Annotated in this window: 22 protein-coding genes, 4 tRNA genes and 1 riboswitch; of the genes, 4 read left to right on the forward strand and 22 right to left on the reverse strand. The window is 60.9% G+C overall.

Annotated elements, in window-relative coordinates:
* Positions 1-20 precede the first annotated feature (20 nt).
* Together KVG91_RS06205 and KVG91_RS06210 are read right to left on the reverse strand one after the other, a co-directional pair.
* Positions 21-1,406: an MFS transporter gene (locus KVG91_RS06205; RefSeq protein ID WP_169378101.1), complete on the reverse strand. Its 1,386-nt coding sequence runs from the start codon at positions 1,404-1,406 to the stop codon at positions 21-23.
* 268 nt (positions 1,407-1,674) lie between these two features.
* A tRNA-Arg gene (locus tag KVG91_RS06210) sits at positions 1,675-1,751 on the reverse strand.
* A 325-nt stretch (positions 1,752-2,076) separates the two neighbouring features.
* Between KVG91_RS06210 and KVG91_RS06215 the strand changes: the two genes are divergently transcribed.
* The 3 genes from KVG91_RS06215 (at position 2,077) to KVG91_RS06225 (ending at position 3,208) form a co-directional block, all read left to right on the forward strand.
* Entirely contained in the window at positions 2,077-2,310 is a 234-nt protein-coding gene (locus KVG91_RS06215; RefSeq protein ID WP_169378102.1) for a hypothetical protein, read from the forward strand.
* 11 nt (positions 2,311-2,321) lie between these two features.
* A complete protein-coding gene (locus KVG91_RS06220; protein WP_169378103.1) occupies positions 2,322-2,501 on the forward strand; it encodes a PA3371 family protein in 180 nt (59 codons plus the stop codon).
* A gap of 380 nt (positions 2,502-2,881) precedes the next feature.
* Positions 2,882-3,208, forward strand: a complete 327-nt coding sequence (locus tag KVG91_RS06225; protein ID WP_003175643.1) for an Arc family DNA-binding protein — start codon at positions 2,882-2,884, stop codon at positions 3,206-3,208.
* A gap of 111 nt (positions 3,209-3,319) precedes the next feature.
* Here the strand turns inward: KVG91_RS06225 and mgtE are convergent, their stop codons facing one another.
* The 8 genes from mgtE to ltaE form a co-directional block, all read right to left on the reverse strand.
* Entirely contained in the window at positions 3,320-4,762 is a 1,443-nt protein-coding gene (gene mgtE, locus KVG91_RS06230) for a magnesium transporter (RefSeq protein ID WP_169378104.1), read from the reverse strand.
* 340 nt (positions 4,763-5,102) lie between these two features.
* A tRNA-Arg gene (locus KVG91_RS06235) sits at positions 5,103-5,179 on the reverse strand.
* A gap of 72 nt (positions 5,180-5,251) precedes the next feature.
* Positions 5,252-5,328: transfer RNA gene (locus tag KVG91_RS06240), tRNA-Arg, on the reverse strand.
* A 108-nt stretch (positions 5,329-5,436) separates the two neighbouring features.
* Positions 5,437-5,527, reverse strand: a tRNA-Ser gene (locus KVG91_RS06245).
* A 62-nt stretch (positions 5,528-5,589) separates the two neighbouring features.
* The gene (gene csrA, locus KVG91_RS06250; RefSeq protein WP_003175645.1) at positions 5,590-5,778 is read right to left on the reverse strand and encodes a carbon storage regulator CsrA; all 189 of its coding nucleotides are present in this window, start codon (positions 5,776-5,778) and stop codon (positions 5,590-5,592) included.
* Between the two features lie 175 nt (positions 5,779-5,953).
* Complete coding sequence (locus KVG91_RS06255) at positions 5,954-7,195, reverse strand: aspartate kinase (protein WP_169377308.1); 1,242 nt, start codon at positions 7,193-7,195, stop codon at positions 5,954-5,956.
* A gap of 95 nt (positions 7,196-7,290) precedes the next feature.
* Entirely contained in the window at positions 7,291-9,909 is a 2,619-nt protein-coding gene (gene alaS / locus KVG91_RS06260) for an alanine--tRNA ligase (RefSeq protein WP_169377309.1), read from the reverse strand.
* Positions 9,910-10,055: 146 nt separating this feature from the next.
* Positions 10,056-11,060, reverse strand: coding sequence for a low-specificity L-threonine aldolase (ltaE, locus tag KVG91_RS06265; protein WP_169377310.1), 1,005 nt, complete (start codon positions 11,058-11,060; stop codon positions 10,056-10,058).
* A gap of 191 nt (positions 11,061-11,251) precedes the next feature.
* A riboswitch (FMN riboswitch) is annotated at positions 11,252-11,421 on the forward strand.
* Positions 11,422-11,517: 96 nt separating this feature from the next.
* Between ltaE and KVG91_RS06270 the strand changes: the two genes are divergently transcribed.
* Positions 11,518-12,027 (forward strand): 6,7-dimethyl-8-ribityllumazine synthase, encoded by a 510-nt coding sequence (locus KVG91_RS06270; protein ID WP_065874001.1) that lies wholly within the window; start codon positions 11,518-11,520, stop codon positions 12,025-12,027.
* Between the two features lie 147 nt (positions 12,028-12,174).
* On the opposite strand, the gene astE is transcribed toward KVG91_RS06270, so the two are convergent.
* From astE to KVG91_RS06330, 12 genes are all read right to left on the reverse strand, one after another.
* A complete protein-coding gene (astE, locus tag KVG91_RS06275; protein ID WP_169377311.1) occupies positions 12,175-13,179 on the reverse strand; it encodes a succinylglutamate desuccinylase in 1,005 nt (334 codons plus the stop codon).
* 11 nt (positions 13,180-13,190) lie between these two features.
* Complete coding sequence (locus KVG91_RS06280) at positions 13,191-13,478, reverse strand: topoisomerase II (RefSeq protein ID WP_076949617.1); 288 nt, start codon at positions 13,476-13,478, stop codon at positions 13,191-13,193.
* Positions 13,479-13,504: 26 nt separating this feature from the next.
* Positions 13,505-14,851, reverse strand: coding sequence for an N-succinylarginine dihydrolase (gene astB, locus KVG91_RS06285; RefSeq protein ID WP_169377312.1), 1,347 nt, complete (start codon positions 14,849-14,851; stop codon positions 13,505-13,507).
* Positions 14,852-15,038: 187 nt separating this feature from the next.
* Positions 15,039-16,508, reverse strand: coding sequence for a succinylglutamate-semialdehyde dehydrogenase (gene astD / locus KVG91_RS06290; protein ID WP_169377320.1), 1,470 nt, complete (start codon positions 16,506-16,508; stop codon positions 15,039-15,041).
* Positions 16,505-17,530, reverse strand: a complete 1,026-nt coding sequence (astA, locus tag KVG91_RS06295; RefSeq protein ID WP_076949620.1) for an arginine N-succinyltransferase — start codon at positions 17,528-17,530, stop codon at positions 16,505-16,507. Before astA ends, astD begins: the two co-directional genes overlap by 4 nt.
* 50 nt (positions 17,531-17,580) lie before the next feature.
* Positions 17,581-18,600, reverse strand: a complete 1,020-nt coding sequence (gene aruF, locus KVG91_RS06300; RefSeq protein ID WP_169377313.1) for an arginine/ornithine succinyltransferase subunit alpha — start codon at positions 18,598-18,600, stop codon at positions 17,581-17,583.
* Positions 18,601-18,796: 196 nt separating this feature from the next.
* The gene (locus tag KVG91_RS06305; RefSeq protein ID WP_169377314.1) at positions 18,797-20,017 is read right to left on the reverse strand and encodes an aspartate aminotransferase family protein; all 1,221 of its coding nucleotides are present in this window, start codon (positions 20,015-20,017) and stop codon (positions 18,797-18,799) included.
* Between the two features lie 246 nt (positions 20,018-20,263).
* A complete protein-coding gene (locus KVG91_RS06310; protein WP_169377315.1) occupies positions 20,264-21,244 on the reverse strand; it encodes a GlxA family transcriptional regulator in 981 nt (326 codons plus the stop codon).
* Between the two features lie 247 nt (positions 21,245-21,491).
* Positions 21,492-22,256 carry an ABC transporter ATP-binding protein gene (locus tag KVG91_RS06315; RefSeq protein WP_169377316.1) on the reverse strand — a complete coding sequence of 255 codons (765 nt, stop codon included), beginning with the start codon at positions 22,254-22,256 and terminating at the stop codon, positions 21,492-21,494.
* A gap of 27 nt (positions 22,257-22,283) precedes the next feature.
* Positions 22,284-23,396, reverse strand: coding sequence for a succinylglutamate desuccinylase/aspartoacylase family protein (locus KVG91_RS06320; protein WP_169377317.1), 1,113 nt, complete (start codon positions 23,394-23,396; stop codon positions 22,284-22,286).
* Position 23,397: 1 nt separating this feature from the next.
* A complete protein-coding gene (locus tag KVG91_RS06325) occupies positions 23,398-24,096 on the reverse strand; it encodes an ABC transporter permease (protein ID WP_169377318.1) in 699 nt (232 codons plus the stop codon).
* Complete coding sequence (locus KVG91_RS06330; RefSeq protein WP_057723729.1) at positions 24,093-24,782, reverse strand: ABC transporter permease; 690 nt, start codon at positions 24,780-24,782, stop codon at positions 24,093-24,095. Before KVG91_RS06330 ends, KVG91_RS06325 begins: the two co-directional genes overlap by 4 nt.
* Positions 24,783-24,862 lie beyond the last annotated feature (80 nt).

Raw genomic sequence — 24,862 nt, forward strand, 5'->3', positions numbered from 1 at the left:
GGAACCGCCCGTTTTTGCGTTCAGGGGCGCGCCCTGCTCAAGTCATGCGGATGCTCTTCGGGACCCAGCGGCTCCGGCGGCCCTTCGAAGGGCGGCTCGTCGGTCGATGGCTGCGCATCGTCTTGCGGTTCCGGGTCGGGCACACTGACCTGCATCTGCTCCTGCACAACCTGCTCATCCACCCGCGGATCGAGCGCAGCCACCAGCGGGGAACTGGACATGCTGTCGGGCATCGCCACGTGATGCAGCGGCGCGTCTTCCACCTGGTGCAGGTTGGTCACGGCTTTCGGGCGGATTCGCCACACCAGAATCAGCGCGCACAGGCTGAAAAACGCATACAGCATCTGGTTGCCGAAGAGCTTCATGATCACCCCCGCCAACAGCGGCCCGATGCTGGCGCCGATGCCATAGGTCACCAACAGCATGGCCGTCAGCGAAACCCGGCGATCACCTTCCACATGGTCGTTGGAGAACGCCACGGCCAGCGGGTACAGGCAGAATTGCACCAGCGAACACAGGAAGCCCGCCACAAACAGCACTTCCAGCGGCACCTGGGTCATGATCGCCAGGGGCAGTGCCGCCACGGCCAGGCACAAGGCGAAGCAGCGGATCAACAGCGCCCGGTCATAACGGTCCGATAACCAGCCCAGCGGCCACTGCACCAGCAAACCGGCAAAAATGCAGCTACCCATGAACAAACCGACCTGCTCGGTCGTCAGCCCTTGCTGGGACGCATACAGCGGCGCCAGACCGTAGAACGAGCCAACGATCAATCCGGCCCCCAGCACCGTACTCAGCGACTGTGGCACGCGCTTGATAAAGAAGCGCGGTTCCATCGGCGCAGGATGCAGTGCGGCCGGGTGAATGCGCCGAGTCATTGCCACCGGCACAAGGCACAGGGCGAAGCACAGCGCCACGAGCATCAACAGTTCGAGGCCAAGCTGGGGATGCAGCACCAGGATCAATTGCCCCAACACCAGCCCCAGGTAGGACGCGATCATATACAGGCTGAACACCACGCCACGCTGCTTGGCGTCCGCCTGCTCATTGAGCCAGCTCTCGATGACCATGTACTGGCACATCATCCCCAGGCCCACGATCACCCGCAATACGATCCAGGCCGGCAGCCAGTCGACCAGGCCGTGGCCCAGCACCGCGGCACCGACGATGCCGGCACAGGTGGCGTAGGCCCGGATATGCCCGACCCGGGCAATCAGGCGGTGCCCGATCTTGCCACCCAGCACCAGGCCAAAATAGTTGGCCGCCATCAGCGCACCCACCCACAGGCTGTCGACATTGTCGGCTGCCAGGCGCAAAGCCAGGTAAGTGCTGAGCAGGCCGGAGCCGATCAGCATCATCAAAGACGCGAAATAAAGGGCTCGAAAAGATTTCCAGATCTGGCGCATCGGCGTTCCGAGCGGCTCCTTGCGGTGAGAATAAGGGCTATCTGCATGATAGTCCGGGGTAGAAAAGTCCGGACAGGCGGTCTGCGCTGTTTCGGGGGATTATTTCGCCTGACAGCTCAGACGCTGCCAGGCCACTTGCAAGGTACATCGATTGCGATAAATACACCGCGCACGTGCTGTGAACCCTGAACACCGGCAAGGTTCGACCCGAGTGCGAACAGCGCGCACAAAAAAGCCCTGCCAGAAGGTCTGGGCAGGGCTTTGGATCTGGTGTCCCAGGGCCGGTTCGAACGGCCAACCTTCCCCTTAGGAGGGGGATGCTCTATCCAATTGAGCTACTGGGACATGTGACAGCCGCGGCGCCAAGTGCGCGGCGACGGACGGCGTGCATGTTAACGGCCGAGGTGGGTTTTGTCATGTCGTCCTTATGCTTTTTGAGTGTAGGCCGCTCCCTGGGCGGGGTGATCACGGTCTAGCCCCGCAGATACGGGCGCAGGCGGTCATCGTGCAATTTGCACTCCTGCACGATCCCTTCATTGCAAATTGCAACCTCCCGGCCATTCTAACCAGTCTCAAGCCATTGAATTTACTAGAAAAACAGGTTGGCACGACAACTGCAATACTTCTCCTACAGACCCATCAGCCACGGCGTTAAGCGGAGAACATGACCATGAACAGTGCCTTTCTGTTAGCCCTCAACACCATAGCCCTGGCTGCATTGGTAACGTTTCACTTTCAATCGTCTGGCAATAACGACCCTGCGCAGCTCAGCCAGGCGGTGCCCCACCACTTGCAGCAGCGCCCGCAATTGGCGGTGATGACGCCAAACGCCCAGTCACCTATGCGCGTGGCCCAAGGTACTCAGGTTGAACCTGCACCTGCATCCGAACGCTGGGTTTTCTGAGGAAGTTGGCGATGAGCAAATTTGCCTGGCTGTTTATGTGCCTGACCGCATTCACCGGCCTGCTGGGTTTGAGTGCTGAATCGCAAGACGGCCAAACCACCGCTTTTATCGCCAGCGGCGTATTCGCCAGCCTGTTCCTGCTGACCCTGATCGTGGGTCGTCGCTTCAAGTTCGATCCCGTCCTGCGCTGACCCCCCTGCGTTACCTTATGTCGCCTCACCCTCGCTAATCGGCAAATTGCCACTAGTCTTAAAGACAAGGGCAAAATGCCACTTTGCGCTAGGATGTGCGGCCTGAAACCCTGTGGCGCCTGGACTTGCGAGAAGTTCCCTTGGGAAACCGCGCATGACCCGGTTTTTCCAACCAGTCCGCAAAAATGCAAATGAGTGCTGGCATAAAGCCTTTAGTCAGTTCAATATTTGTCACAGAATTGACGCCAAGGAACTGGCAAATGTGAGGCATGATGCGGCCTCTTTGCAATTCGGGTTGAACTTTGGTCGTGAGTCTTGTCTTAACACTCATCTTGCGGCCAATTCCAAAAACCGCTCCCCTGAACTAACCGGTTAAATATATGCGCCCATTGAAACAGGCAATTTATTCCAGCCGTACGGCTGACAAGTTCGTCGTACGTCTGCCAGACGGAATGCGGGAACGCATTGCCGAGGTGGCTCGCAATCATCACCGCAGCATGAACTCCGAAATCATCGCGCGCCTGGAACAAAGCCTCATTCAGGAAGGTGCCTTGGGCGACGAGTTGAGCATGCGCCTGGACAGCCCCGAGCTGTCGCTGCACGAACGCGAACTGCTGCAGCGTTTTCGTCAGCTCTCCCACCGCCAGCAAAATGCTCTCGTCTCGCTTATCGCGCACGACGTTGAGGCGGCCGCAGAAGCCAATTGATTCGCGACTGAAAGCCGAAGCCAGCTAAATGCTGGCTTTTTTTTGCGTGGAATTTGAGGGGTCACCCGAAGTGGGCTTGCGTGGGAGCGAGCAAGCTCGCCCCCAGAGGGATCAAAGCAGGAAGATCGTTGCCAGGCCCAGGAAGATGAAAAAGCCACCACTGTCGGTCATGGCGGTGATCATCACGCTGGCACCCATGGCAGGGTCGCGACCAATGCGGGCCAGGGTCATCGGGATCAACACCCCCATCAGCGCCGCCAGCAGCAGGTTGAGGGTCATGGCGGCCGTCATGACCACGCCGAGTGACCAGCTGCCATACAGCAAGTACGCCACCACGCCGATCACCCCACCCCACACCAGGCCATTGATAAGGCCCACGGCCAGCTCTTTGCGCAGCAGCCGCGAGGAGTTGGCCGTACTCACCTGATCCAGTGCCATGGCGCGCACAATCATGGTAATGGTCTGGTTGCCGGAGTTACCGCCAATACCGGCGACGATCGGCATCAACGCCGCCAGGGCGACCAGTTTCTCGATCGAGCCTTCAAACAAGCCGATCACGCGCGAAGCGATAAACGCGGTAATCAGGTTGACGGCCAGCCAGGCCCAGCGGTTACGCAGCGAACGCCAGACGGATGCGAAGATATCTTCCTCTTCACGCAGACCCGCCATGTTGAGGACTTCGGTCTCACTTTCTTCACGAATCAGGTCGACGATCTCATCGATGGTCAAACGGCCAATCAACTTGCCGTTCTTGTCCACCACCGGCGCCGAGATCAAGTCATACCGCTCGAATGCCTGCGCGGCATCGTAGGCGTCTTCATCCGGGTGGAAGCTCACGGTGTCGCTGGCCATCAAGTCCGCAACTTTCTTGTCCGGGTCATTGACCAGCAGGCGCTTGATCGGCAGGACGCCTTTGAGGATGCCTTCGTAATCGACCACGAACAGCTTATCGGTATGGCCAGGCAGCTCCTTGAGACGGCGCAGGTAACGCAGGACCACTTCCAGGCTGACATCTTCGCGGATGGTGACCATCTCGAAGTCCATCAGGGCGCCGACCTGATCGTCGTCATACGACAGCGCCGAGCGCACGCGCTCACGCTGCTGAGTGTCCAGCGCTTCCATCAGCTCATGGACGACATCACGGGGCAGCTCAGGCGCCAGGTCCGCCAGTTCGTCGGCGTCCATCTCCTTGGCGGCGGCCAGAAGCTCGTGATCGTCCATGTCAGCGATCAGGGTTTCACGGACCGAGTCGGAGACTTCGAGCAGGATATCGCCGTCGCGGTCGGCCTTGACCAACTGCCAGAGGGTCAGTCGATCATCCAGCGGCAAGGCTTCGAGAATATAGGCGACGTCGGCGGAGTGCAGGTCATCGAGCTTGCGTTGCAGCTCAACGAGGTTCTGCCGGTGAACCAGGTTTTCGACCAGGTTGTTATTCGGGCCTTCCTGGCGGTGCGTCAGGTCTTCGACCACGCGCTGGCGCTGCAGCAGCTCGATGACTTGAGCCAGGCGATCCTGCAGGCTTTCCTGTGTTTTCTTTACTTCTACTTCGGTCATAGGCGAACTCCACTCCCAGCAGCGGGGCACGCCGGAAGGATCAATCAGTCAATTCATGATTGGTAAAACGCGGTACTGAGTTACTACTGGGTAAGTCCATGGAGGTATTCCACAAGCCCCGGCGGGGCTGACGGGCGCAATGATACACCGCCCGGCCACTTTAAACGTCAAAAAACTGGAAAGAACAAGCGCTTGCGAGCCAATGCTGAGTAATGGCTGCATCTATGAACTGCGACGGCGCAGCGGGGACGGAAAACACACCGGAGCGAATGAAAAAGAGAAAATCCTACACAACCCCCAGACGGCAAAAAGCCCGCACTTGGCGGGCTTTTTGTTTGTATGGTGCACTCGACAGGATTCGAACCTGTGACCGCTCGGTTCGTAGCCGAGTACTCTATCCAGCTGAGCTACGAGTGCAGATTGTGTTTTTAGACCAGATCACAACTGGTTGCAACCGAATCACCTGCATCACTGCAACTGACTCTTAAATGGTGCACTCGACAGGATTCGAACCTGTGACCGCTCGGTTCGTAGCCGAGTACTCTATCCAGCTGAGCTACGAGTGCATTTGTTGCCGCGCATTATAGGCCGTTCAATCTCTATGTAAAGCTATTTTTTCGAGTAATTTCAACTACTTACCGAAAAAACCAGATCGCAACGTACTAAGCAAATAATGGCGGAGAACGGGGGATTCGAACCCCCGACACCCTTTTGAGGTGTACTCCCTTAGCAGGGGAGCGCCTTCGGCCACTCGGCCAGCTCTCCGCAACACGGGGCGTATATTAACCACGTTCATCCCCGTTTGCAAACATAAAAAACGATAAAAATTAAAGGCTTGGTTCTTCGTCCTTCTCTTTCTTGATCCGCAGGTAAATTTCCTCGCGGTGCACCGCTACCTCTTTCGGAGCGTTAACCCCGATACGTACTTGATTGCCTTTGACGCCGAGCACGGTCACGGTGATTTCGCCATCACCGATAATCAGGCTTTCTGCGCACCGACGAGTCAGAATCAGCATACCTTTCTCCTCACGCATTTCAGTTCAGGAACAACAGTCTGCAAAAAAACGGCTTTGGACCTACAACCAAAAGGCTATAGCCCTACCCGCCTAAGTATTGTCGAGCGCACGCAAAAGAACATGCGCCCTACAAAAAAAGGAAAGGCGCGGTAAACCGCGCCTTCCTGGCACTGCCTCACTCGCCCTGTCGGGCCGGAGCGTCCAGCTCAAAAGCGGTATGCAACGCGCGTACTGCCAGCTCCAGGTATTTCTCTTCGATGACCACAGAGACTTTGATTTCCGACGTAGAGATCATCTGGATATTGATGCTTTCCTTGGCCAGGGCCTCGAACATGCGGCTGGCAACGCCGGCATGGGAGCGCATGCCCACGCCCACGATCGACACCTTGGCAATCTTGGTATCGCCCACCACTTCACGGGCACCGATTTCCCTGGCCGTGTTCTGCAGGATCCGCTCCGCTGCATCGTATTCGTTGCGGTGCACAGTGAAGGTAAAATCGGTGGTGTTATCGTGCGACACGTTCTGCACGATCATGTCGACTTCGATGTTCGCGCCGCTGATAGGGCCCAGGATCTTGAACGCCACGCCCGGGGTGTCTGGCACGCCACGGATAGTCAGCTTGGCTTCATCACGGTTGAAAGCGATACCGGAAATGATCGGCTGTTCCATGGATTCCTCTTCATCAATAGTAATAAGGGTGCCCGGACCCTCTTTGAAGCTGTGCAATACGCGCAGCGGAACGTTGTACTTGCCGGCGAACTCCACCGCGCGAATCTGCAACACCTTGGAGCCGAGGCTGGCCATTTCCAGCATCTCTTCAAAGGTGATTTTATCCAGGCGCTGGGCCACGGACACCACGCGCGGATCGGTGGTGTAGACGCCATCCACATCCGTGTATATCTGGCATTCATCTGCCTTGAGCGCCGCTGCCAGCGCCACACCGGTAGTGTCCGAACCGCCGCGCCCGAGGGTGGTGATGTTGCCCTGCTCGTCCACGCCCTGGAAGCCCGCTACAACTACCACGCGTCCGGCCTTCAGGTCCGTACGAATTTTCTGGTCATCGATCTGCAGGATCCGCGCCTTGGTATGCGCGCTATCGGTGAGGATGCGCACCTGGCTGCCAGTGTAGGACACCGCCGGCACACCGCGCTTGTTCAGCGCCATGGCCAGCAAGGCGATGGTCACCTGCTCGCCGGTGGACACGATCACATCCAGCTCACGCGGCAGCGGCTGTTGATCGCCACTGATTGCCTTGGCCAGATCGATCAGACGATTGGTCTCGCCGCTCATGGCCGACAGCACCACCACCAGGTCGTCACCGGCATCGCGGAATTTCTTAACCTTGTCGGCCACCTGCTCGATTCTTTCAACAGAGCCGACCGAGGTACCTCCAAATTTCTGTACGATCAAAGCCATTTCTAAGCCGCCTCAGCCCGTAAAGGGGCGCCTGATAACCAATCAACCAGCACCGAACCTGCCCGCGACTGGACCACGGGCCGATTAACAGTGCCTTAAATACCTGCCTCGACAAACGGCACGGTCAGGGCCAGGGCTGCGTCCAGGCTGCCGGCGTCTACACCACCGCCTTGCGCCATGTCCGGACGACCACCGCCCTTCCCGCCCACTGCCGCGGCGGCTTGCTTCATCAAATCACCAGCCTTGAGTTGGCCAGTCAGGTCCTTGGTTACGCCGGCAACCAGAACGACCTTATCCTCATGGACACTGCCGAGCAGGATCACTGCGCGGCCGAGCTTGTTCTTCAACTGATCGACCAAGGCCAACAGCGCCTTGCCGTCCTGACCGTCCAGGCGCGCGGCCAAGACCTTCACGTCCTTGACGTCCACCGCGGCAGACGACAGATCGTCGCCCGCGGCACTGGCCGCCTTGGCTTGCAACTGCTCCAGCTGTTTCTCCAGGGCGCGATTGCGCTCCAGCACGGCGGACAGCTTGTCGATCAGATTGTCGCGGCTGCCCTTGACCAGGCTGGCCGCCTCCTTGAGTTGTTCTTCGGCCGCATTGAGGTAGGCCAGGGCCGCAGCGCCGGTCACCGCCTCGATACGCCGCACACCGGACGCCACGCCGCCTTCGCTGATGATTTTGAGCAGGGCGATGTCGCCGGTACGGTTGGCGTGGATACCGCCACACAGTTCTACCGAGAAACTGCCGCCCATGCTCAGTACGCGCACGTTGTCGCCATACTTCTCGCCGAACAGCGCCATGGCGCCCTTGGCCTTGGCGGTCTCGATATCGGTTTCTTCGGTTTCCACCGGGGTGTTTTTGCGAATCTCTGCGTTGACGATGTCTTCCAACGCCTTGATCTGCTCGGGCTTGATCGCTTCAAAGTGGCTGAAGTCGAAGCGCAGGCGCTGGCTGTCCACCAACGACCCCTTCTGCTGGACGTGCTCGCCCAGTACCTGGCGCAGTGCAGCGTGCAGCAAGTGGGTGGCCGAGTGGTTCAGCGCGGTGGCGTGGCGCACGTCGGCGTCTACCTGGGTGTCCACCGGCGTACCGACAGTCAGGCTGCCCGACGCCAGGACGCCGTGGTGCAGGAACGCGCCGCCGGTCTTGGTGGTGTCACGCACATCAAAACGACCGGACGCCGCCTTGAGGAACCCGCAGTCGCCGATCTGGCCGCCGGATTCGGCGTAGAACGGGGTCTGGTCCAGGACCACCACGCCGTCATCGCCTTCATTCAAGACGTCGACCGACTGGCCTTCCTTATAGAGGGCAACCACTTTGGCCGCACCGCCGGTGGCCTTGTAGCCGGTGAATTCGGTGGCCACGTCAACCTTGACCAGGCTGTTGTAGTCCATGCCGAAGGAGCTGGCGGACCGAGCGCGCACGCGCTGGGCTTCCATCTCGCGCTCGAAACCTGCCTCGTCGAGGGTCAGGTTGCGCTCACGGGCGATGTCGCCGGTCAGGTCCATCGGGAAACCGTAGGTGTCGTAGAGTTTGAACACCACATCACCCGGCACCACGGTGCCGGAAAGGTTGGCGAGGTCTTGCTCGAGAATTTTCAGGCCCTGCTCCAGGGTCTTGGCGAACTGCTCTTCTTCGGCTTTGAGCACGCGCTCGATGTGCGCCTGGTTCTGCTTGAGTTCCGGGAACGCGTCGCCCATCTCGGCGACCAGCGCCGCGACGATCTGGTAAAAGAAGCTGCCATTGGCGCCCAGCTTGTTGCCATGGCGGCAAGCGCGGCGAATGATGCGACGCAGCACGTAGCCACGGCCTTCGTTGGACGGCAGCACGCCGTCGGCAATCAGGAAGCCGCAGGAACGGATGTGGTCGGCCACGACTTTCAGCGAGGCCTGGTCTTCATTGGCGCAACCAATGGCCTTGGCCGCCGCGGCGAGCAGGCTCTGGAACAGGTCGATTTCGTAGTTGGAATGCACGTGCTGCATCACCGCGCTGATCCGCTCCAGGCCCATGCCGGTATCCACCGACGGTGCCGGCAACGGATGCAACACGCCGTCGGCGGTGCGGTTGAACTGCATGAAAACGTTGTTCCATATCTCGATGTAACGGTCGCCGTCTTCTTCCGGCGAGCCCGGTGGGCCGCCCCAGATGTCGGCGCCGTGGTCGTAGAAGATCTCGGTGCAGGGGCCGCACGGGCCGGTATCGCCCATGGTCCAGAAGTTATCGGAGGCGTACGGCGCGCCTTTGTTGTCGCCGATGCGCACCATGCGCTCAGGCGGTACGCCGACCTGCCGGGTCCAGATGTCGTAGGCCTCGTCATCGCTGGCATAGACGGTGACCCAGAGTTTTTCCTTCGGCAGCTTCAGCACGCCGGTCAGGAAGGTCCAGGCGAAGTTGATCGCGTCCTGCTTGAAATAGTCGCCAAAACTGAAGTTGCCGAGCATTTCGAAAAAGGTGTGGTGACGGGCGGTGTAGCCGACGTTTTCCAAGTCGTTGTGCTTGCCGCCGGCGCGTACGCATTTCTGGCTGCTGACGGCGCGGGTGTAGGCGCGCTTTTCCTGGCCCAGGAAGCAGTCCTTGAACTGGTTCATCCCCGCGTTAGTGAACAGCAGGGTGGGGTCATTGCCTGGGATCAAGGAGCTGGAGGCGACACGGGTGTGACCTTGCTCTTCGAAGAAGCGAAGGAAGGCTTCACGGATTTCTGCGCTTTTCATTAGGTTCTTCCACGGAGGCTGCGGCCAAAGGCCAGTGCGCAACATCATCAGACGGAGCGACGGCAAAGGGCCGCATTATATCGGCCCTTTGCCGGTGGTACAGCGTGTTTATACGATAGAAACGTTCAATTGGACGGTCTGCACGGTCATTTACGCGAAAACTCGACGAATGCCTGCACCACTTGCTCGATCTGCGCCCGGCTGACATCCATGTGCGTGACCATGCGCAGGCGTGGCGCAACGCTCAGCTTGATCGCGCGCTCGGCGGCGAAGGCCTTCAAGGCCTCGGCTTGATCACCGATCTGCACATAGACCATGTTGGTCTGCACCGGCTCCACTTCATAGCCGGCCTTGCGCAGCTCATCGCCCAGCCATTGCGCATTGGCGTGGTCGTCGGCCAGGCGCTGGACCTGGTGATCCAGGGCGTACAGCCCCGCCGCCGCGAGGGAGCCGGCCTGGCGCATGCCACCACCGACCATCTTGCGCAGGCGCCGGGCCTTGGCGATCAGCGCCGTGGATCCGCACAACACCGAGCCAATCGGTGCACCGAGGCCTTTGGACAGGCACACCGACACCGAATCAAAGTGCAGGGCAATCTCACGTGCATCCACGCCCAGCTTGACCGCTGCGTTGTAGAGCCGTGCGCCATCCAGATGCAGGGCCAGGCCATGTTCACGGGTGAACGCCCGCGCCTGCGCCAGGTAATCCAACGGCAATACCTTGCCTTGCATGGTATTTTCCAGCGCCAGCAAACGGCTGCGGGCAAAATGAAAATCGTCCGGCTTGATCGCCGCCAGTACCTGGTCCAGGTCCAGGGAACCGTCCGCCTGCACCTCCAGCGGCTGCGGCTGGATCGAACCCAGGACCGCCGCGCCACCGCCTTCGTATTTGTAGGTATGGGCCTGCTGGCCGACGATGTATTCCTCGCCGCGCTCACAGTGGGCCATCAATGCCAGCAGGTTGCTCATGGTACCGGTGGGCACGAACAGCGCGGCGGCAAAGCCCAGGCGCTTGGCCAGTTCGGCTTCCAGGCGATTGACGCTGGGGTCTTCGCCATACACGTCATCACCGCTGGCGGCCGTGGCCATTGCTTCGCGCATGCCGGGCGTGGGTTGGGTCACGGTGTCGCTGCGCAGGTCAATCACGGACATGAATCAAGCCTCTGACGATTTGGGTAAGTGCCTCATAGAGATGATTACTGCGGGCAAAACCACGGAATATCAAGCCCCGGCTGCATTCAATCGAATACCAACCAAACAAACCGATATAGCTTATCGATAGAGCGGCCGTGCAGTTTTCGAAAAACCGTGTTAAAAACGCTTCGCCGCCAGGGTTCTGGCGGCAACGTTCTCAGGGCGGGGTGCAATTCCCCACCGGCGGTAATTACACGCAATGTGTATAGCCCGCGAGCGCTTGGCGCCTCGAACTGCTCACGCAGGACGGCGGCAAGGTCAGCAGACCCGGTGTGATCCCGGGGCCGACGGTCATAGTCCGGATGAAGAGAGAACGGGATTGGCACCTAAGGGCCGCGCACCATGCGTGCTTGCGTACCCTTAAATCCCATTCGATTCATAACGCCCTGTTTTTTTCTTAAACAGGAGTCAGAACATGCAACCCACCGCTATCGACAGCAAGAGTAAAAACCACCACGGCGAGCGCGTCGCGTTTATCCAGGCCTGCTGGCACAAGGATATTGTCGACCAATCGCGTAAAGGCTTCCTCGCCGAAATGATCGCCCAGGGCTACCAGGAATCGGACATCGATTTCTTCGAAGTCGGCGGCGCCTTTGAAATGCCCCTGCACGCCAAGCTGCTGGCCAAGACCGGCCGTTACGCCGGTATTGTCGCCGCCGCACTGGTGGTGGACGGTGGGATCTACCGTCACGAGTTCGTCGCCCAGTCGGTGGTCAGCGGCCTGATGCAAGTGCAGCTGGAAACTGAAGTGCCAGTGTTCTCGGTATCGCTGACACCGCATCACTTCCATGCCGGCACCGAGCATCACACCTTTTTCTATGAACACTTCGTGCACAAGGGCCAGGAAGCGGCACGCACCTGCGCCGATACGCTGCACAAGGTCCGCGCGATCCGTCGCAGCGAGCCGCGGGCTGTAGCGGTCTAAGCAACACTGCACACCCAACTATGGGAACAGGCTTTGTGTGGGAGCTGGCTTGCCTGCGATAGCATCACCTCGGTGTAACTGATAGACCGAGGTGCCTGCATCGCAGGCAAGCCAGCTCCCACATTCGAATCCCGTAGGACTTGAGATTTACGCCAAGCCCGCCTCCGTGGTTGGCACGATCAATATCCCCGCGCGCAAACCGTTCTTAACCTTCGGGTTGGGGAAGATGATGCGTGCACCCTCTTCCTCGATCACCCAGCGCGTCTTGGCCACGTCTTCGGCCAGCAGGTAGCCTTTTTTCAATTCCGAAAAGTTTTCCACGTCTGCAGGCAAGTGCAGCAGGAAGGCGTCACTGTGCTTGATCACTTCGCGCGCCACGGCGAACAGCTGCATACCGTCGAGGCTGTCTGTCTCGGGCTCGGTGCCTTCGATGATTTGCGTGAGGCGCTGCTCCAGGCGTGAAACATCCACGCCCTCGTTGTGCCCGAACGGCCGCGCCTTGCCCAGTTCCAGAGTGAAGGCTTCAGCGTCGAGCTGCTCGTAGGTAAATGCAGAAAAGGTGATGGACGCCTTGTTCTGCAACAGCACCGCTTGCATGCCAGCGGCATGCAGGCGCGCCAGTTCACGGCGTGAGTGCTGGCGCCCCTCCTTCCAGGGGTACAGCGCAAACTGCTCGATCTTGGAGCCGCGAATGGCCGTGTGCAGGTCGTAATGCAGGCGCGAGCGATCAGACTGGCTGAAGAAGCTGCGCGCCAACTGCTCAAGTTCGGCGGCGCGCATGGCTTCGGGGCCGATGTTTTGTTCGTGACGGCCATTGAACAGCCGATTGACGTCCAGTTCCAGGTAACGCTCGCCGCGACGCATGGCCTCGGGGTTGCCGAACAGGAACAGAATACGGGTGCGGGGTTTTATTTCCCCACGGGCGATGCCATGCAACAGGCGGTCGAGCAGCTCGATTGGCGCCGTTTCGTTGCCGTGGATGCCGGACGACAGCAGCAGGTCGCTGCCATTGTCCCGGGCCTGCGGCGGACGCACTTCAAGTGCGCCCTCGCTGAGCCAGCGCATCTGCACGCCGTCGACAGTCAGTTGAATTTTTTGCGCCGGTTCACGACCGGCGAGGGTCAGTTCAAGCAGTTTGCCGAGGGCGAGCATACGAGGCTTCCTTAGTGGTTGCAGCCTGGGCCGTGGACGTGATCGTCGTCATCACCTTCAACCTCGGCCGGTTCCATTTCCAGTTGCAGGCTCATCAGGTTGGTGGCCAGCGGGCGCATCAGCAGGTTGGCGTACTCGGCGTCGCCTTCCTCTACATCCACACCGATCAGCAGTTGGCCGCGGCCGTCGTGCTGGATCCAGATCTCCTTGCCCTGCCAGACCACGGCGACGCGGGTGCAGGAGGTTTCCAGCTGGGTGCCGTCGGTGTCTTCAAGGATCAGCTTCAGGGTGTCGGTCATAAATAAAATATCTCAGCCATGCGGCGTTAATTGATCTGGAAAGGATAAACCGAGCCCAGTTTAAGGATTTGCGTCAGTTCATCCAGTGCCGTCCGGCACTCAAGCAGCAATTGCGGGTCAGCCAGGTCGGTTTCGCGCAGGCTGTCGCGGTAGTGCTTGTGGACCCACTGGGTCAGGGTGTCGTACAGCGGCGCGGTCATGATAACGCCTGGGTTTACCGCCGCCAGTTCCGTTTCATTCAGCGCCACGCGCAAGCGCAGGCACGCCGGCCCGCCGCCGTTCTGCATGCTTTGCTTGAGGTCGAAGACTTTCACTTCGCGAATCAGGCCACCGGCAGTGGTCAAGCTTTGCAGGTAGTGCCACACCCGTTCGTTGGCACGGCATTCTTCCGGCACGATCAGCAGCATCGAGCCATCCGGCCGCGTCAGCAACTGGCTGTTGAACAGGTAGGAACGCACCGCGTCCTCAACGCTGACCTGGGCGCGCGGCACACAGACGGACTGGAAGTTACCACCCAGCTTGCCCAGTTTGCCCTGCAGTTCGGCGAGCATCTGCTCGGTATGGAGGAACGCATCCTCGTGATAGAACAGCACCTCGCCGTTGCCCACCGCGATCACGTCGTTGTGGAACACACCGGCATCGATCACCGCCGGGTTCTGCTGGGCGTAGACCACGCCGTCGTCCTTCAAGCCATGCAGGCGCGCAACGGCCTGGGACGCCTCAAGGGTCTGGCGCGCCGGGTACTTCTGCGGGGCTGGGTAACGGGGGTCGAATGCGCTACGGCCAAACACGAAAAACTCAACGCCAGCTTCGCCGTATTCACGGCAGAAACGCGTGTGGTTGGCCGCGCCTTCGTCGCCGAACTGCGCCACCGCCGGTAACGCGGCGTGGTGGGCGAAATGTTGACCATCGGCAAACATCGCCCCCAGCACGCGGCTGGTGGTCGGGTGTTCGATGCTGCGGTGGTATTTGCAATTGAGGTTGGCGGCGGTGAAATGCACGCGGCCGTCCGCCGTGTCGGCGCTGGGGCTGACGGTGGCGGCATTGGCGACCCACATGCTCGAGGCGGAGCAGCTGGCAACCAGCAACGGCATGGCATGCTTGGCCGCTTGCTCGATCACCTGGGCGTCGCTGCCGCTGAAACCCAGGCTTCGCAAGGCGGCCACATCAGGACGTTCCTGGGGCGCGAGAATCCCTTGCACAAAGCCCATGTCCATCAGGGCCTTCATTTTCTGCAGGCCCTGCAACGCCGCTTCCTTGGGGCTGGAATGCTGCTGGCTGTTGCTCTGGGAGGCGACGTTGCCAAAGGACAACCCGCCGTAGTTATGGGTCGGCCCCACTAGACCGTCAAAATTGACTTCATAGGATTTCATCGGCGAGGCTCCACGAACATCTGTTTTTATAGGCTTCAAATGACTTGACTGCACCACGGGTCAATGTGGGAGCTGGCTTGTGTGGGAGCGGGCTTGCTCGCGAAAGCGGTGTGTCAGTCAATACATCCGGTGACTGAACCATCGCTTTCGCGAGCAAGCCCGCTCCCACATTAGATCCCTTCCCGCCTTAGACCAGTGTTATGCCGGGGGTAAGCGTGGCAGGCACAACCAAACTCGGGGTCTCCAGCGACGCCACCGGATACGCACAATAATCCGCCGCGTAATACGCACTGGCGCGGTGGTTGCCCGAGGCCCCTACCCCACCAAACGGCGCGGTGCTGGCGGCGCCGGTCAGCTGTTTGTTCCAGTTGACGATACCGGCGCGGCTTTCCAGCCAGAACTGCTGGTAGCGCGCTTCGGAATCCGACAGCAGCCCCGCGGCCAAGCCGTATTGAGTGTTGTTGGCCTCGGCGATCGCCGCGGCAAAATCCGCGTAGCGGATCACCTGCAGCAGCGGGCCGAACAGCTCTTCGTCTTCGCGCTCGGTCACGGCGGTGACGTCGATGATGCCAGGGGTCAGCAACGCGGCCTGGTGCCTAGGCTGAGTCATTTCCAGCAGCGCGACGGCGCCATTGGCCAACATCAGTTCCTGGGCCTCCATCAAGGCCTTGGCGGCGCCGAGGGAGATCACCGAGCCCATGAATGGCGCCGGTTGCTGGTCGAACGCGCCGACTTCAATTGTCGCGCTCACCGCCACCAGGCGCGCCAGCAAGGCATCGCCCCAGGCGCCTTCCGGCACCAGCAGGCGGCGTGCGCAGGTGCAGCGCTGGCCGGCGGAGATAAACGCCGACTGGATGATGGTGTACACCGCCGCATCCACGTCGGCGACTTCGTCGACCACCAGCGGGTTGTTGCCGCCCATTTCCAAGGCCAGGATCTTGTCCGGCCGCCCGGAAAATTGCTGGTGCAGATGGTTGCCGGTACGGCTGGAACCGGTGAAGAACAAACCGTCGATGCCTGGGTTGGCAGCCAGGGCGATGCCGGTTTCCCGCGCGCCTTGCAGCAGGTTCAACACGCCGGCCGGCAAACCGGCTTCGACCCAGCACTGCACGGTCAGCTCGGCGACTTTAGGGGTCAGCTCGCTCGGCTTGAACAGCACGGTGTTACCCGCGAGCAGCGCCGGAACGATATGCCCGTTCGGCAGATGACCCGGGAAGTTGTAGGGGCCGAACACCGCCACCACGCCATGTGGCTTGTGGCGCAGCACAGCGGTGGCATCGCCCAGTGGCCCGCTCTTCTCGCCGGTACGCTCACGGTAGCTTTGCACCGAGATGGCGATCTTGTTGGCCATGCTGGTGACTTCGGTGGCCGACTCCCACAGCGGCTTGCCGGTTTCCTCACCGATGCAACGGGCGATTTCATCGGCGCGTTTTTTCAGGGTGGCGGCGAAGGCTTCCAGCACGCTGATGCGCTCTTCCAACGGGCGCCGGGCCCACGCCGGGAACGCCTGGCGCGCGGCCTGCACGGCGGATTCAACCTGCTCGGTGGTGGCGCCATTGCCGGCCCACAACACCTGCTGGGTCACCGGGTTGCGCGATTCGAACAACTCACCCTGGCCAGCCAGCCAGCTCCCTGCGATGTACAACGCATTCATTATTTCGACTCCCGAGCTGCGGACAACGGTACGGCGCGCACTTGATCACCGACCACCAACTGGAGACGCTTGGCAGTCTGAGGATCGACCACCAAGGTACCCGCGGCCAGGCGGGCCGGTGCGGCAGTGATGCGGCAGTCTTCGCGCTTGCGGTTATGGATCAGGAACGGCGTGGCGTCGTCCCCCGGCGTGCCGATGGCGAGCACCAGCGACTGGCTGTCGCGCACCGCACGGATCTTGCTGGTTTCACATTCCACCGCCGGGCCCGCATCGAAAATATCGACATAACCCTGGTAGCTGAAGCCTTCGCTCTTGAGCATGCTCAGCGCCGGTTCGGTGTCCGGATGCACCTTGCCGATCACGTTGCGCGCGTCTTCGGAGAGGAAGCAGCTGTACAGCGGAAACTTCGGCATCAGCTCAGCGATAAATGCCTTGTTGCCCACACCGGTGAGGTAATCGGCCTGGCTGAATTCCATCTTGAAGAAGTGGCGGCCCAGGCTTTCCCAGAACGGCGAACGCCCGGCGTCGTTGGACACACCGCGCATCTCGGCGATGATCTTGTTGCCGAACAACTGCGGGAATTCGGCGATGAACAACATCCGCGCCTTGGCCAGCATGCGGCCGTTGAGGCCGGTGCGGTAATCGGCGTGCAGGAACAACGAGCACAGTTCGGAGTTGCCGGTGAGGTCGTTGGCCAGGAACAGCGTCGGGATCTCGCGGTAGATATTCAGCTCCTGGGAGGCGCTGACGGTCAGGCCGACCCGGAAGTTGTACCACGGCTCGCGCAGGCCGACCGCGCCCGCAATCGCGGAAATACCCACCACCCGGCCTTCGTCGTTTTCCAGCACGAACAAGTAGTCGGCATCGCCGCGCCCGGCGTCGCCACGAAAGGTTTTTTCGGCCCAGCCCACGCGGTGGGTCAGGCGTTCCTCGTTGGCCGGCAAGGTAGTGAGGCCGGTGCCGGTGCTGCGCGCCAGGTCGATCAGGGCCGGTAAATCGCTGCTGCGTACGGGACGAACAATCATGCTATCTCCTCAAACGGGCCGCCTGCTCCAGGCCACCCGCAAAACTCTGCTTAAACCGCAACCAGGCGCACGCTGGCACCTTCGCCGACGCCCAGCGCTTCGGCCGCGTCGAGGTCCAGGGTCACCGGTTTGCCGGGCGCGTAGTCCAACTCCAGCATCACCGCACGGTAATCCTGCAACTGCGCGTTGCTCACCAGGTACTGGCGGCCGACACCCTTGACCATCTCGCCGATCTTCACCGGCACCACGCGGCTCTGGGCGATCGAGCGAATGCCCGAGACCCGCGCGTGCAGCGTCGGGCCGCCGTCGAAGATATCGATGTAATGGTCGGTCTCGAAGCCTTCGCGCATCAGGATGTCGAACGTGATCTGCGCACGCGGGTGCACCTGGCCCATCGCCTCTTGGGCGGCGTCCGGCAGCAGCGGCACGTAGATCGGGTAATGCGGCATCAGCTCGGCGAGGAAGGTACGGCTTTTCAGCCCGCACAGGCGCTCGGCGGCGGCGTAGTTGAGGTCGAAGAAGTTGCGGCCGATGGCGTCCCAGAACGGCGAATCACCGTTCTCGTCGCTGTAGCCGACAATCTCGGTCACCACCGAGTCGGCAAAGCGCTCGGGATGGCTGGCGACGAACAGCAGGCGGCCACGGGAATTGAGTTCCGACCACGGCGAACCGACCAGCTCGGGCACCACGTAGAAACTGGTGAGCAAGCTGTTGCCGGTCAGGTCGTGGCACTGGGAAAGCACGTGGATCTTGTTGTGGATCTTCAGCTCACGGGAGGCGTGCACGAAGGTTTCGTTACGGAAGCTGTAGAACGGCTCCGAATAACCGGCCGAAGCGACGATGGCCGAGCAGCCAGCGAGTTTGCCGGTGTCCGTTTCTTCGAGCACGAAGAAATAGCTTTCTTCGCCGTTGAAACTCACCTCGGCCGCGAAGGACGCTTCGCTGGCGGCGATCTTGTCGCTCAGGCGCTCCACATCGTCCGGCAAGGAGGTGACACCAATCGGGCTGTCCGCAGCCAGACGCTGTACCTCGCCCAGATCAGCCATTTGCGCGGGGCGCATCACCAGCATGGTGTCACTCCTTAACTCGAAACTTCATAGAGAAAATGTCATGCACCACATCGGGTTCACCCGAAGACCAGTGTGGGAGCGGGCTTGCCCGCGATAGCGATCGCTCAGTCGACATCGGGGTGACTGAACCAATGCAATCGCAGGCAAGCCAGCTCCCACATTCTGATCTGCAGTGCGGCAGATAAATGTGTCGCTATCAGGCTTGCGTCAACGTCTTCACAGCCCGTTCAAAACGATCCAGGCCTTCGTTGATGTCCGCCTCTTCCACCACCAGGCTTGGGGCGAAACGCACCACGTCCGGGCCGGCTTGCAGGATCATCAGGTTTTCTTTCTCGGCCGCGTTGAACACGTCCTTGGCCTTGCCTTTGAATGCATCGCTCAGCACGCAACCCATCAACAGGCCCAGGCCACGCACTTCGGTGAAGATGCCGTATTGCTTGCCGATTTGTTCCAGGCGCGCCTTGAACAGGTCGTGCTTGGCGTTCACGCCGGCCAGGACTTCAGGTGTGTTGATCACGTCGATGACCGCCTCGGCCACCGCGCACGCCAGCGGGTTGCCGCCGTAAGTGGTGCCATGAGTGCCGACCACCAGGTGCTTGGCCAGGTCTTCACGGGTGAGCATCGCCGCGATCGGGAAACCGCCGCCCAGGCTCTTGGCGCTGGTGAGGATGTCGGGCGTCACGCCGTAGTGCTGATAGGCAAACAGATGGCCGCTGCGGCCCATGCCGGTCTGCACTTCGTCGAACACCAGCAGCGCGTTGTTCGCGTCGCACAGTTCGCGGGCGCCTTGCAGGTAAGCCAGCTCGGCCGGCAGCACGCCGCCCTCGCCCTGGATCGGTTCGAGCACCACGGCGCAGGTCTTGTCCGACACGGCAGCTTTCAGCGCGGCCAGGTCGTTATAAGGCACGTGGGTGATGCCGGTGATTTTCGGGCCGAAACCATCGGAGTACTTGGACTGGCCACCGACGTTGACGGTGAACAGGGTACGGCCATGGAAGCTGTTCAGCGCGGCGATGATCTCGTATTTCTCCGTGCCGAAACGGTCGAACGCGACGCGACGGGCCAGCTTGAACGCGGCCTCGTTGGCTTCGGCGCCGGAGTTGCAGAAGAACACGCGCTCGGCAAACGTGGCGTCGATCAACTTATGCGCCAGGCGCAGGGCCGGCTCATTGGTGAAAACGTTGGAGACATGCCACAGCTTGTTGGCCTGCTCGGTCAATGCACCGACCAGCGCCGGATGGGCGTGACCCAATACGTTAACCGCGATGCCGCCGGCAAAGTCGATCAGCTCGCGACCGGCCTGGTCCCATACGCGGGAACCTGCGCCACGCACAGGGATGAACGCGGCAGGTGCGTAGTTAGGCACCATGACTTGGTCGAAATCGGCACGTTGCACCGGGGCTTGCTCAACGGACATCGGAGTCTCCTGAAGAGGAACGCCCGCCTGGAACTGGCGGACGATGCAGGGATTGTAAGGACAGTTTTCAGCGCGGCCTTGCCGCCAAGCGACAACTTCTTATAGCGCCAACCCCCGTTTTACGCGGGTTTACGCCAATGCGACAAATAGCGTCGCAATGGCGCAGTTTAAACGGATGACGGCGATTTGCGGCAGTGTCGCGGGAATTTCGCGCCAACCCGGCAACAGGTCTGGCTGGCCAGAGGCTCAACCGCGCTCGGACGGCACCGAAGACAGTTCGAACGGGCTGCTGCTGCGGCGCTGGTTGCGGTCTTCACGGGGCGTGGCGCCAAAGAAGTTGCGGTAGGCACTGGAGAAGTGCGGCCCCGAGGAGAAGCCGCACGAGAGGCCGATCTGGATGATCGACTTGCTGGTTTGCATAAGCATCTGGCGCGCCTTGTTCAGGCGCAGCTCCAGGTAGTACTGGCTGGGAACGCGGTTGAGGTATTGCTTGAAAATGCGTTCGAGTTGTCGTCGTGACACGCACACATGCTGGGCGATCTCGTCGGTGGTCAGCGGCTCTTCGATATTGGCTTCCATCAGCAACACGGCCTGGGTCAGCTTCGGATGGCTGGAACCCAGGCGGTTCTGCAGCGGGATACGCTGGCGCTCACCGCCTTCGCGGATGCGTTCGACCACCAGCTCTTCGGAGACTGCCCCGGCCAGCTCTGCGCCGTGATCACGGGCCAGCACCGCCAGCAGCAGGTCGAGCACCGACATGCCGCCACACGCGGTGAGGCGGTCACGGTCCCAGTCGAACAGGTGGCTGGTGGCGATGACTTTGGGGAAACGCTCGGCGAAATCGTCCTGCCAGCGCCAGTGCACGGCGGCGCGGTAGCCGTCGAGCAGGCCGAGCTGGGCCAATGGATACACACCGGCCGACAAGCCGCCGATCACACAGCCTGCGCGCACAAGCTGCTTGAGGGCGGCGCTCAATTGGGAAGCGATGACGGTCGGCGGTTCGTCCGCCAACAGGAACAGCTTCTGGAAACCTTCGAGTTTGCCCGCCCACGGTTCACCGGGCAGTTGCCAGGCACCTTCAATCACAGGCTCGGCTTGCAGGAACGACAACTCGTAGACCACATCCGGATGCACCCGCTGGGCAACGCGCAAGGCCTCCTCAGCCAGCGCAAGCGTGAGTGCTTTTGTGCTGGGCCAAATCAGGAAACCAATTTTGTGGGCGGTCATGGAGTGCTATCCGAAGCGAGGAACGGTAATGAAGACAAAGGCCAATGCTAGCCGGTAAACCCACACAAATCTCAAAACAGATGGAGATCAACTGTGGGAGCTGGCTTGCCTGCGATAGCGGTGGGTCAGTAAATACATCTGCTGCTGATGCAGCGCTATCGCAGGCAAGCCAGCTCCCACAGGGGATTGTGGCTAGCCATTAAGCGTGTGAAGCATGCCCTATATCAGTGCACAAAAGCAGTCCTGATTATTTCAGGCTGCCTGACAAGAACTGCTGCAAACGCTCGGACTGCGGGTTCACCAACACTTCACGCGGGTTGCCGCGCTCTTCGACGATGCCTTTGTGCAAAAACACCAACTGGTTCGACACTTCACGGGCAAAGCCCATTTCGTGGGTCACCACCACCATGGTGCGGCCTTCCTGGGCCAGGTCCTGCATCACCTTGAGCACTTCGCCGACCAGTTCCGGGTCGAGTGCCGAGGTCGGCTCGTCGAACAGCATCACCTCAGGTTCCATCGCCAAGGCACGGGCGATAGCCACGCGCTGCTGCTCACCACCGGACATGTGGCCGGGGAACGCATCCTTACGATGGCCCACGCCGACCTTGGCCAGGTAATGCTCAGCCTTTTCACGGGCTTCTCTTTTCGGCATGCCCAGCACGTGCACCGGGGCTTCCATCACGTTTTCCAACGCGGTCATGTGCGACCACAGGTTGAAATGCTGGAACACCATGGACAGGCGCGAACGCATGCGCTGCAACTGCTTGGGGTCGGCGGCCTTCATGGCACCGTCCTTGTTGGTCACTAGCTTGAGCTCTTCGTTGTTGAGCAGGATCTTGCCGGCGTGGGGCTGCTCCAGCAGGTTGATGCAGCGCAAAAAGGTGCTTTTGCCCGAACCGCTGGAACCGATGATGCTGATCACATCCCCGGCCGCGGCGGCCAGGGATACGCCTTTGAGCACTTCATGACTGCCATAGCGTTTATGCAGGTCTTGGACTTCAAGCTTGTACATGCGGTCGGTTCTCACAAAAACAGGTGGTCAGTCGTTGAGCAAGCGCCCGTGACGCAGCGCTTCGCGCCCCGCCACCTTGGCCAGCCAGAAACCCGCTTGGGCATAACGTAGCCGTTCAACGGCAAACAGCACCCCCGAGGTGCCCGCGCAGATGGTGCTTACGCGGTCTTCCAGGGGGTCAATCACTTCAAAAATCGGCTCGCCCTTCTCGACCCGGTCACCGGCCTTACGCAGGTAACTGATCACCCCGGCGTGGGGCGCGAACAGCAATTCGGTGGCTTCAAACGGTACACCTTCACACGGCTCGTGCTGGGGCGCAGGCCATTCACCCTTGATCAGGCCTTGCTCGGCCAGGAACGCCAGGATGCCTTCGGCGTGGAAGACGGCCTCGTCACGGCCGGTGTCGGCCTGGCCACCCAACTCCAGCGTCGTCGCCAGGCAGGCCAGCGGAACCTGCGCCTCAGGGAAGGCCCGGGACAGGCGCAGCCACGGCAAGGAGCAGGCTTCATCGAACGAGCTGCCGCCGGAGTCTTCCGCCAGCAGGCCGACTTTCACATTCAAATGCGCCGACAGCGAACGCCACTGCGGCCAGTGCTGGGGCAACGCGTACATGTGCAGCGCGGCTTCGGCGTCGCAGTGCAGGTCCAGCACGATATCGGCCGTGCAGGCGTGGCTCAGCAAGATGCGCTGCATGCCTTGCAACTGGCTGCTCGGCGCGGGCAATGCGCTGAGCACATCGCTCATCGCCTGGCGAATCATGCGCACGTTGGCGTGAGGATCATCGCCCAGCTTGCCTGTGAGCAACTCGGCGACCGGCTCGCTCAGCTCAACGAAATCGCGGTTGAAGTTCTTGCCGCTGCCCACCTCGAAACGTCCCTGGTGGCTGCCTTGCAGCAACTGGCCCAGGCCCATCGGGTTGGCCACCGGCACCAGCTCGATCACGCCATTGAGGGCGCCTTGCGCTTCAAGTACGGCGAGGCGCTTTTTCAGCTCCCACGCCGCGCGCATGCCGGGTAACTCATCGGCGTGCAGGCTGGCCTGGATATACGCCTTGCGCTCGCCCTTGCCGAAACGGAACACGCTCAGTTGGCGCTCGCAGCCCAGGTGGCCCCAGGGCAGCAGGTGATCGATACGTTGCATATCAGTGCTTCCTTGGCGCCAGGTAGCTCAGCCAGCGGCGCTCGGCCAACTTGAACAGGCGTACCAGGATGAAGGTCAGGCACAGGTAGAACGCGCCGGCGGTGATATAGGCTTCAAACGGCAGGTAGAACTGCGCATTCACCGTGCGCGCGGCACCGGTGATGTCGATCAAGGTGACGATGGAGGCCAGGCTGGTGGTCTGCAGCATCATGATCACTTCGTTGCTGTACTGCGGCAGCGCGCGACGCAGGGCCGACGGCAGCAGAATGCGGCGGTACAGTTTGTAGCGTGACATGCCCATGGCCTTGGCCGCTTCGATCTCGCCATTGGGCGTGGCCTTGAGGCTGCCGGCGATGATCTCGGCGGTGTAGGCGCTGGTGTTGATCGCAAACGCCAGGCACGCGCAAAACGTGGCGCTGGACAGCAGCGGCCACATGACGCTTTCGCGGACGGTTTCGAACTGCGCCAGGCCGTAGTAGATCAGGAACAACTGCACCAGCATCGGTGTGCCGCGGATCACGTAGGTGTAAAGCCAGGCCACGCCGTTGACGATCGGCTGCTTGGACACGCGCATCAAGCCCAGGGGCAAGGCGGCGAGCAGGCCGAAGAACAACGAGATGGCGAGCAGTTTCAGAGTGGTCAGCAAACCGCCGAGGTACAGCGGCATGGCCTCCCAGATGACGTTGTAGTCGAAGATCATAGATCAGCCGCCCTTACGCCTACCGAGTAGCGCTTCTCAAGATAGCGCAGCGCCAGCAACGACACGCTGGTGATCACCAGGTACATCGCCGCCACTGCGAGGAAGAAGGTAAAAGGCTCGCGGGTGGCGTCGGCCGCCTGCTTGGCCTTGAACATCATGTCTTGCAGGCCCACCACCGAAATCAGCGCGGTGGCCTTGGTGAGGACCAACCAGTTATTGGTGAACCCGGGGATCGCCAGCCGAATCATCTGCGGCACCATCACCCGGAAAAACACCTGGAACCCGCTCATGCCATACGCCAGCCCGGCTTCGGCCTGGCCCTTGGGAATGGCCATGAAGGCGCCGCGGAAGGTTTCCGACAGGTAGGCGCCAAAGATGAAACCCAGGGTGCCGATACCGGCGGCCAAGGGGTTCAAGTCGATATAGTCGTCGTAGCCAAGCATCGGCGCGACGCGGTTGAGCAGGTCCTGACCGCCGTAGAAAATCAGCAGGATCAGCACCAGGTCGGGGATCCCGCGGATCACCGTGGAGTACAAGTCACCCAGCCAGGCCAGCCAGCGCACCGGCGACAGGCGCAACGCGACCCCGATCAGACCCAGAACAATGGCCAAGGCCATGGACGACAAGGCGAGCTGAAGCGTCAACCATGCGCCATCGAGGATGACGGCCCCGTAGCCTTTCAACATGATTCAGGTCCTCGAAAAGGGGGATGAAAAAATGGCGCAAACTTCAGAGTGTTCTGTTGCTTGCGCCATTTCGGACAGAC

It is taken from the genome of Pseudomonas azadiae (genome assembly GCF_019145355.1).
Classification (GTDB): Bacteria; Pseudomonadota; Gammaproteobacteria; order Pseudomonadales; family Pseudomonadaceae; genus Aquipseudomonas; species Aquipseudomonas azadiae.